11 protein-coding genes are annotated in these 9,635 nt (G+C 58.6%); all 11 read left to right on the forward strand.

Annotated features, from left to right (window positions below; all coding sequences use genetic code 11):
• On the forward strand, positions 1-668 hold a 668-nt coding region (locus tag ACYQ6J_RS18725), incomplete at its 5' end, for an RHS repeat-associated core domain-containing protein (RefSeq protein WP_460185734.1).
• A 44-nt stretch (positions 669-712) separates the two neighbouring features.
• Positions 713-1,276 carry a hypothetical protein gene (locus tag ACYQ6J_RS18730; protein ID WP_460185735.1) on the forward strand — a complete coding sequence of 188 codons (564 nt, stop codon included), beginning with the start codon at positions 713-715 and terminating at the stop codon, positions 1,274-1,276.
• A 405-nt stretch (positions 1,277-1,681) separates the two neighbouring features.
• The gene (locus ACYQ6J_RS18735; protein WP_460185736.1) at positions 1,682-2,638 is read left to right on the forward strand and encodes an RHS repeat-associated core domain-containing protein; all 957 of its coding nucleotides are present in this window, start codon (positions 1,682-1,684) and stop codon (positions 2,636-2,638) included.
• Positions 2,613-3,404 carry a hypothetical protein gene (locus ACYQ6J_RS18740; RefSeq protein WP_460182193.1) on the forward strand — a complete coding sequence of 264 codons (792 nt, stop codon included), beginning with the start codon at positions 2,613-2,615 and terminating at the stop codon, positions 3,402-3,404. Before ACYQ6J_RS18735 ends, ACYQ6J_RS18740 begins: the two co-directional genes overlap by 26 nt.
• Before the next feature lie 35 nt (positions 3,405-3,439).
• The gene (locus ACYQ6J_RS18745; RefSeq protein WP_460182194.1) at positions 3,440-3,568 is read left to right on the forward strand and encodes a hypothetical protein; all 129 of its coding nucleotides are present in this window, start codon (positions 3,440-3,442) and stop codon (positions 3,566-3,568) included.
• 78 nt (positions 3,569-3,646) lie between these two features.
• Positions 3,647-4,618 (forward strand): RHS repeat-associated core domain-containing protein, encoded by a 972-nt coding sequence (locus ACYQ6J_RS18750; RefSeq protein ID WP_460185737.1) that lies wholly within the window; start codon positions 3,647-3,649, stop codon positions 4,616-4,618.
• 1,402 nt (positions 4,619-6,020) lie between these two features.
• Complete coding sequence (locus tag ACYQ6J_RS18755) at positions 6,021-6,779, forward strand: RHS repeat domain-containing protein (protein WP_460185738.1); 759 nt, start codon at positions 6,021-6,023, stop codon at positions 6,777-6,779.
• 24 nt (positions 6,780-6,803) lie between these two features.
• Positions 6,804-7,214: a hypothetical protein gene (locus ACYQ6J_RS18760; protein ID WP_460185739.1), complete on the forward strand. Its 411-nt coding sequence runs from the start codon at positions 6,804-6,806 to the stop codon at positions 7,212-7,214.
• Between the two features lie 267 nt (positions 7,215-7,481).
• Complete coding sequence (locus ACYQ6J_RS18765; RefSeq protein WP_460185740.1) at positions 7,482-8,489, forward strand: RHS repeat-associated core domain-containing protein; 1,008 nt, start codon at positions 7,482-7,484, stop codon at positions 8,487-8,489.
• On the forward strand, positions 8,480-8,935 hold the full coding sequence (locus ACYQ6J_RS18770; RefSeq protein WP_460185741.1) for a hypothetical protein: 456 nt from the start codon (positions 8,480-8,482) through the stop codon (positions 8,933-8,935). Before ACYQ6J_RS18765 ends, ACYQ6J_RS18770 begins: the two co-directional genes overlap by 10 nt.
• A gap of 102 nt (positions 8,936-9,037) precedes the next feature.
• On the forward strand, positions 9,038-9,635 hold a 598-nt coding region (locus tag ACYQ6J_RS18775; protein WP_460185742.1), incomplete at its 3' end, for a hypothetical protein.

Consider the following 9,635-nt stretch of genomic DNA (forward strand, 5'->3'; position numbering starts at 1 on the left):
GCCGCTGGCTGAGTGGGGACCCGATCGCATTTGAGGCTGGTGATTCCAACCTTTATCGCTACGTCGCTAACGCAGCATTAATGAACAGCGATCCTAGCGGGCTTGTCAAAGATGACATCAAGTATATCAATTATCTCGCAAAAAAATACGGGCTTAGTGAAGAAGGACGCGCCGCTTTGCACGAGGCTCTGCGGCACCTAAAGGGACGGGGCGGCTTGGTGCCCAAGGCTGTGGCGGAGCAGGAAGCGCAGGCCATTAAGAGTCTGGGAGGGAAGTTTGTCAAGGGTGGCGGCATTGCGTTAAGCGTCCTATTCGCCTGGCTTATGATGGAGAACACCGCACAAGCCGCAGAGGTCCCGCATGATTGGAGAGACGGCGGGATGCAATGGTGGGGCACGCAACGCGAGAAGTGTGAGTGTGCCAGATTTCAGGCATCCCTCATTGTGCCTTCGTGGTGGGCGGTATTCGGTGAAGTCGAGTGGGGCGACGAGACGCGAGCGTCGAACTGGGTCGACTTCGGCTGTATGGACGTGGAGGACTGTCGTGCCCTTGAGGATGAGCCGCGGGTGATTGATGAAACCCATGTCACCGGCTACACGATCTACAACACATCACGAGTACGATGTCGCTTCGGTGGTGTGCTTTATGGGCCCCCGCCGAGGAGGTAGTCTCCCTCATTCACGACTTACCCGCAGTTCTAGTGGATCCTTGGATGAACTGGCAACGCGCAGCAAAAAGAGAAGTGTCGCTACTCGAACTCGACCCATCGTTGAAAAGCCTGTTTGGGAGCATGTGTTGGAACGTGTCGTACGGCCTGGACAATCTTTCCATGGAACTGGGTAGCCCGGTTCTTCGTGTCATTCACGATCCTGTGGCGAGCATGCGAGCTTCCCACGAGGCCCAGGACATCCCAATAGGCTTTGACCGCTGGATCAATCGAAGGCATGTTTCAGTGACCGGTCAGTGGCACCTTTGGGTCTACCTTGCCTATTGGCGTATTGTTCGTTCGGGCGTTTGCCTTGCGTCTAAAAGTTGGTCGTGGCGAAAAATGAGAGCGGGTCTTCTCGATCTGCAAGGTCAGCGACTTATAGCCGCCAGCGTCAATCGCGAGAGCGGCGCAACGCGGTTTGAGTTCGACCTAGATACGGTTCTTGAGGTGCGGCGGATGAGGGGGTTTTTCGAGGACGAACTGTGGCTCCTGTACGGACCACCCGGCCGATGCCAGCGATCTGTCCGTGGCAATGGGACGTTCACTCGCACAAACCTGAGGTTGTAACTGGTGCGCGCTTGCCGAAGAGACCGATGGGCGCTTAAGGCGGGCGGGTGGGCAGTGCTTCGTTGTCGAGCAATGCTCAGATCACGCGTAACCCTCCAGATTCACGTATTCACAGCCCACGTCGGAAATCGGCCGTTGAGCTACCACCCGAGAATGAGGTACCGCCACAGAATAGGAGCAGCCGCGTATACCATTTGCAATAGGCGGATTTCCTCGCGCGGAGGTATCCTTGCGAAACGCGCCGGCGATCACTGTTGAAGGCGTGTAGCGCGGATCGCGTTGCTGCTAGGGCCCGGCCGTCGTTTTGTTCCTCACCCGGCCCGTTGACCTTCACCCGGCGAACCGTTCCCTCACCTGGCTCGCTGACGCTAGCCACGCTCTCCCAAAAGGAGAGGGCGAACCACCGTGTGCCATCCGTCACACGGAATTGCAGCCATCATTTTGATTGACACCCGCACGGCGGATTTGGTAGCCTGGACGTTGACGGACCACCTGAACACGGTGCGGGATATCGCCAAGTACGACCCGCAAGTGGCGCGAATTGGTGGGACTAAAACTGGGATAAAGGGACGAGCGGGGCGAGTGGGCACGACCGTGGTCAACCACCTGGTCTACGACGCCTTCGGCAACGTGACGAGCGAGACCGACCCGGCGGTGGACTCGCTCTTCCTCTTCACAGCCCGGCCGTTCGACGCCGACACGGGCCTGCAAAACAACCTTAACCGCTGGTACGACCCGGCCGTCGGCCGCTGGCTTTCGGAAGACCCGCTGGGCTTTGCGGTAGACGATATGAACCTGTATCGGTATGTGTCAAATATTCCAGTGTCCATGCGTGATGCACTTGGTCTATATTGCGGCGAATGTAGGCCACCAGCATCTGGTTTCAAGAACGAATATAGGAAGAAAGTAGTAGACGTCGTTCCGACCTCAGGTGCTAACCCTGATGCCATGTCGGCCGTTGCTAGTATTGAAGGTGCGTCATCTGTGCTTTCACTTATCCAAGCAGCGGGAGGTATAACGAGTGGCGCACTGACGGGTGGATTACGTGAGGCGTTGGAGCAATTAGTTGCCGCAATTGCAGATGCTGGATTATCATCTTTCGGCGGTGGTGCAGGAGCCGTTGATGCGGCGTACCGGCCTCGGGGTTACCGCTTGTGGTTGAAGGTAGAGTATGAAAGTTGCGAGCCATGTTCATGCTGGTTCGGGATGGTGTCGGGTTACGAGTTCGTCAAGCATCACCGGTGGGTGCCGATGTATGCCCCGCATGGTGCGAGTCTTTTCCCTGGATACTATGGCGGGCCGGGTGGAAGGGGGCCCACGGTCGAGGAAGTGCTCCATGCTATTGACAACGCACTCAAGTAGTCACACCTGGAATGTAGTGGCCCTTGGTTTTCTTGTCCTGTTACTCGCCGCCACGGTCGCAGGATGTTCGTCAGAAACGTCTCGAAAGCTCCGGGCGACAGAGATCCTCCTGCGCGATGTTGCGGCTCAGATAGAGCAGGGATCCATGGGCACTGATCCTTACTTTTATGAATGCGAGTTGCCGGGGCTGAAGAAGGCGCTCGCTTTGTTTGAACCGGGGCAACAACATCTGCTACGCGAACCGGTCATCCTGTCGGCTGCAATTATGCCTAGGCCTGGGAAGGCCAGTCGTTCGGCGGGAGACGAGCATGGCCGCGAAGATACGTCCCTCATCTTAGTACTGACAATCTCTTGGCTTGACATAGACAACAACGTGCTGGGTATCTGGTTACGAAGTGGAGAAGGCACCTCTGTAGAAGTTTTCCCTGAATTCACGCCGATGGATTTCGGTACCACATTTCGCTCGCCTGTGAGGCCCGGCGCCGAACCGATCCCCTGGGACCAGCGAGAGTGGATCGACATATCCGTCAAAACAGCTTGGAAAGGCGACTCGTGGCTACTGTTGCCGGCTGTGGCACAAAACAGCGACACGCTTAACAGGGGAGAGAAAATCGATTACAAAGCCGTTTACATTGATCAAGCGATCCTGACGGGTTCATTGGAATGCGGCTTAGTGTTACGAAGCGGTACGAAGACGAAACCGGTTCGAGTGTACTTCCATCCCGCAGTCAGAGAGAAGCTGTGTAGCCCTGGCCGCGGTAAGTAGGCAACCGGGCCAGCTACGCGGCGGCGGTGGACAGGGTGATCGAGCACGCCTACGACCACGCCAACCGCTGGGTGTACAAGCGGCTCGATGCCGATGGCGACGGCCACGCCGAGCAGCGGCGCGTGTTCGTCTACGACATCGCAACCCCCCCCGCCGGGAAGTAGGGGCGGGGGTGAGGGGGGGGCAATTCCGAGGACATCGAGGTCGGGCACCTGCGCGAGCGTTACCTCTGGGGTCCGGCGGTGGATCAGATTGTGGCCGAGGAAGAAGTTGACGGCGGGACGGCGGATTTGGTAGGCTGGACGCTGACGGATCACCTGAACACGGTGCGGGACATCGCCAAGTACGACCCGCTGACGGATACGACTACCGTGGTCAATCACCTGGTCTATGACGCCTTCGGCCGCGTCACGTCGGAGAGCAACCCGGCGGTGGACTCTTTGTTCCTCTTCACCGCCCGGCCGTTCGACCTCGACACGGGCCTGCAAAACAACCTCAACCGCTGGTACGACCCGCGTGTCGGCCGCTGGCTGAGCGAGGACCCGATAGGCTTCAATGCGGGTGATGAGAATCTGTACCGGTACGCGGGCAATGGACCGGTTGATTTCGTTGATCCGCTCGGATTGTGGATAGGACCATGCACAGCGTGTTTGCGTCCAACACCGATTCCTATGCCCATTCGTCCCATCCCTGTGCCGGTTCGTCCGGTCCCACCAATCCGTCCGCTCCCACCAACCAACCCGATTTTGGGGCCGAAGCCGCCACTACCGCCGCCTTTTCCTTTTCCTTCTCCGCGTCCTGACTACCCGCCGCTTCCAGATGCCCCACCGCAACCAGGACCATTCCAGCCCGGAACGCCCAAACCACCGGGAGAAGAGATGTGCCCGCCGGGAGACTGCTCGGAAGCTGAGTACCACCGGCTGCGCCAGGAAGTTGTTGACAAGTGCAAGTCTCCGCCGCCGCCGGTATGTACTGGCAACACTCTGTTCGTGAGTTGCGCCGAGCTGGACAGAAGGAGGGAAGCGTGGAACGACTGTTTCAATGCTCGGTACAATTTGGATACGAAGTGCTTCCGTGGCGGGGATGAGGGGCATCAATACCAGCGTAAATGGGCAGCTTACCACCGCGACATGTGCGAGTATAAGTACCATTGGTGGAACTGCGCAGGTAGCTCGTATCCCAACTGGCCTGGTGGAGGAATGGAAATCGCGTGAAGACAACCTATGGAATCGCAGCCTGCCCCTACGCCGAGACCGCCCTGCCGATTATTCGTGATCCTGGCTCGTGATGCGCCGACGGCGTTGATTCTGCGGCGTGGTCCAAGCAAGTGGTATCACCTGATACGATGGCGCATGGACGATGATACCTTTGAGCCAGGGGCTTGGTTTCACGGCAGAATCTACGAAGAACGGTGCGATCTTTCACCGGACGGCGAACTCGCGCTCTGCTTTTGCCACGGTGGGGCGTACCGGCCCGGTTATACCGATTCATGGACTGTGGTTAGCCGGGCACCCTGGCTTCATGCTCTCACGCTTTGGCCCTGGGGGACAACCTATGGCGGCGGTGGGCGGTTCGTAGACAATCGGAGGCTGATCCTTCGCGCCAACATGCCTGTGGAGACACACCCGGATCATCCTGTACAGGGAATCGAGGTTATCTACGGCAGGGCAGAATACCACCGTTCAAGTGCGGAAGTGGACGGTGCCGATTGGTCGGGTCGAGACCATGCTGGTTGCTTGATATTCGCCCAGCACGGAAAGTTATATCGGCGCGACCAAGGGAGCGACCGCGAAATCATAGACCTGAATGAATTGCATCCTGACCCGCGCCCAGCGCCGGATTGGGCCAAAAAGCCGCTCGCCGCGAATGCGCCGCGCGGCTGAACCTGCTGATGGTGAATGATAGCGGCCGGTGTTGGCTTGCCCACGACACCATCCAAAGTTCACTGATTCACGGCCGGGTCAAACATCGCCGCCGGGCGGCTTTTGGTCGTGCCTTTGGGCCGGTCTCGGGATTGGGTTAAGTGCGGCCTCCGGAGGTTTGCATCTCGCCCGGTGACCGCGCCTGACCGCCCCACACCTTGTGCAAAGCAAACGTTCCGGGGGACTTCGTATGACCGTCGCTGTAACGCTAATTGTGCTCGTTGGTGCGGCTTGTGCGGTTGTTTCCATAGCATGTATGTTCCGCCGCCGATGGTGGCCGGCATTCCTGCTTGCGCTTCCGGCTTTGTATGTCATACTGGGTGGGACGATTGCAGTCATCAAGGGAGAACTCATTAGAGATGCACGACACAAGGCGATGGAAAGAGGCGATATTCCCAGGGAAGAAGCTGTTCGCAAATAGGGCGGCTGATTGGTTCACGTAGGCCGCACTACCCGCCGCCGGGCTCGACAAAGAGCAAGTGCGGTTCCGGGGGCTGATCGCTCGTGTGGGCACTCTACCTCGACCTTCGGGCCTCTGGTATGCACGCTCGCGTAGGACGTTGCCGCACCGGCAGCCCTAGGGCCCGGCCGCGGCTGTGCCCCTCACCCGGCTCGCTTGCGCTCGCCACCCTCTCCCCGCGGGAGAGGGCGAACCACAGCGTTCCGTCTGTCACACGAAATTGCCGCCATCATTTTGATTGACATCGGCACGGCGGATTTGGTAGCCTGGACGCTGACGGACCACCTGAACACGGTGCGGGATATCGCCAAGTACGACCCGCAGACGGGGACCACGACCGTGGTCAATCACCTGGTCTATGACGCCTTCGGCCGCGTCACGTCGGAGAGCAATCCGGCGGTGGATAGTCTCTTTCTCTTCACAGCCCGGCCGTTCGACGCCGACACGGGCTTACAAAACAACCTCCACCGCTGGTACGACCCGGCCGTCGGCCGCTGGCTGAGCGAGGATCCGATCTCCTATAGAGGCGAGGATTTCAACCTCTACCGCTACGTCGGCAACAATCCAACGAACGCGACTGATCTAGATGGATTGCAGGCTGATTCTGTATCGCAGGCTATCAAAAGGTGTCTTGAACTGCCATTCCCGGCGAACGTGAAATGTCTCGATGATCTTTTGGGGAGTGGATATAGGGACAAAGAAATCCGCATCCTACAATGCGAACTTGTCTACAATGCCTACAAGGCGGCGGGAGCCAAGTGCAGGCGCTGTGTTGCCAGCATGCCACGGGCAGAGCTAATCGCAAACGCCTCGTGCTTTTCAGCGGAGGTCGCATTGCGAGCCCAGTACCTTGCGAGGGATTGCGACTGCGTGCTTCCTGGTAGTGTGGCCATGGATAGTGCAAAGGCCAAGAAGCGCCACGAGCAACAGTTGGCGCAGAAATCAGCCGCGGCCGCAAACTGCTGGTTGCTTGCAAGCCGTGCCAGAAAATAACATGGCGCCTATTGGAGTTTCCCCATGGACAGTATCCGAGGTACCGTCGAGTCCTTGTGGCGTGAATTGATCGATTCGCCTTTTGACGAGGAAGACTTCATAAATGGTGTCATGCTTGATTGCGGACATGACGCCAGCGGTATTTCCCGGTCCGATTTTCTCCAGATGCTGAATACAGGTCACTGCGCGGCCCTGCACGAAATGGGATGGTGCTGCGACGAGGTCTTGGCAGGTTACTTAGCCAGCGACCATCTTAGCAACGCGGAGTTTGTAAGGGCGGTATTTATTGCCCTGTGTGGAGTGCGCGCTATCGAAAAGGGCTTGGCACATTGGGATTTCATCTTCGAAAAAATCCTCAGGCTGCTGGTGGCAAACTTGCACAAGGTGGATTACGATTTTCCCATGGAATTTCTAAGGCAGATACTTTGCCGTTGAAACATGTGGTACAAGCGGACATCCTGACGCAGCGGGCAGGATAGGCAGCTCTCTGGAGACGTCGCTTGTGCGCGTCAGACGAGGACGCAGCTGGTCTGCGAGGTGCCAGTACGACGCCGAGGGCAACCGCACGCACGGGTTCGTCGATGCCAACCAAAGCGGTGAGCTGGATGCGGGCGATACGGCATTACCGAGTACACCTGGGACCACCGCAACCGGCTGGTCAAAGTCGAGCACAGGCCCGACTACGCGGCGGCGGTAGACAAGGTGATCGAGCACGCCTACGACCACGCCAATCGCTGGGTGTACAAGCGGCTCGATGCCGATGGCGACGGCCACGCTGAGCAGCGGCGGATTTTCGCCTACGACGGCAACCAGATCGTGATGGACTTCTGGCGTACCAACTCGGGCGACATGCAGGTCGGGCACCTGCGCCAGCGTTACCTTTGGGGCCCGGCGGTGGATCAGATTTTGGCCGAGGAAAATGTTGACAACGGCAGTGATGAAACGGTACAGTGGACGCTGACGGACCACCTGAACACGGTCCGGGACATCGCCAAGTACGACCCGCTGACGGACACGACGACCGTGGTCAATCACTTGGTCTACGACGCCTTCGGCCGCGTCACGTTGGAGAGCAACCCGGCGGTGGACTCGCTCTTCCTCTTCACCGCCCGGCCGTTGGATGCCGACACCGGGCTGCAAAACAACCTCAACCGCTGGTACGACCCGGCAGTGGGAAGGTGGCTGAGCGAGGACCCTGTGGGGTATGATGCGGGTGATATCAACCTCTTCCGCTACTGTGCCAACAACCCGGTGCTTTACACCGATCCATCGGGGAGCGATTGGCTGGACTGCATGACCGCATGTATCCACGACAACGACCCCATAAACCTGGCGGTGGAAGCTGCAGTTGCGCAGTTTACTATAGGGCTTTGGCCAAAAAGAATATTCGCCGCGATGGCGGACGCGATGGGTGATCACCGGCTCGGGAACGCGATCCGGTTTTCTGCACACTATGGCGAGACCACAACAATGCCCAAGGCCCTCCTGACGTTGATGAGGGCCAAGCCCCACAAGGCGTTCGATGTCTTACTACGATATGGAGGGAAGACCGTCGGAAGAGCCAACATCGCCTACGGTCTCGCATTGGCTGCTATCGAGGTCCATTGCTGCGGCTATTGTACCGCCGCAGCCGCATACGGGGTCCCCTACAATCCTCGCGACGCAAATATGTATGACACCATCAGGAGGACTTACTTCTCTTGGTTGTGATTATCGGAAAAGCGGTCGTGGAGTACGCGATGGTAAGCGTCATCCCTCGGTTGCGTCCTTTGCGGGCATGGCCCCTTCGCTGGATGCCGCTGGTAGGCGAGTGCGAGTATTTTTGCAATCGGCAGCGATTGAAGGTGCGTCGCCGCGAGGACGTGATTCGGGAATGGCAGATTCTTTCAGTACCTGCCGCGTTTGTCGATCGAGTGTCCGTTATGGTGGCAGAAATCATCGGGTGGCCGAAGCCGTTTTTCATTCCCGACGATGACTGCTTGGCCATATTTTTCCCTTTAGGTGACGTAGATCTGAACTATCCGCTGTTGGCGTCCCAACTTCAGAAGGAGCTATCAGTCGACGGCCGTCGGTGGCAGTCGGTGGAATCGGCCATAAGGGCACGTGGGAAGTATGTCGAGTTTGTGACCGCACTGCACAGCACAAGCAGCCCGTAGAACAACGGGCGGCAATCTCACGACGCCACCGGGCAACTGACCGCCGCCGACTACGACTATCAAAGCGATGAAAGCTACACCTACGACGCCAACGGCAACCGGGTGCTGGCCAACGGCAGCGCGTACACCACCGGTGCCAACAACCGGCTCCTCTCCGACGGCACCTACCGCTACCAGTACGATGCCGAAGGCAACCGCACGCACCGGTTCATCGACGCCAACCAGAACGGGCAGCTCGACGCCGGCGATACCGACATCACCCAGTACACCTGGGACCACCGCAACCGCCTGGTCAAAGTCGAGCACCGGCCCGACTACGCCGCGGCGGTGGACCGGGTGATCGAGAACGCCTACGACTACGCCAACCGCTGGGTCCGCCGGCGCCTGGATAGCGACGGCGACGGCCATACCGACCAGCGGCGGATTTTCGTGTACGACGGGAACCAGATCGTGCTGGACTTCTGGCGGGCCAATTCGGGAGACCTCCAGGTGGGCCATCTGCGCGAGCGGTATCTGTGGGGACCGGCGGTGGACCAGATTTTGGCCGAGGAAAATGTTGACAATGGGGCTGATGAAACAGTACAGTGGACCGTGACGGACCACTTGAACACGGTCCGGGACATCGCCAAGTACGATTCGGGCAGCGATATGACCACTGTGGTCAATCACCTCATCTATGACGCCTTTGGCCGGGTGACGG

This window comes from Thermopirellula anaerolimosa, assembly GCF_054657335.1.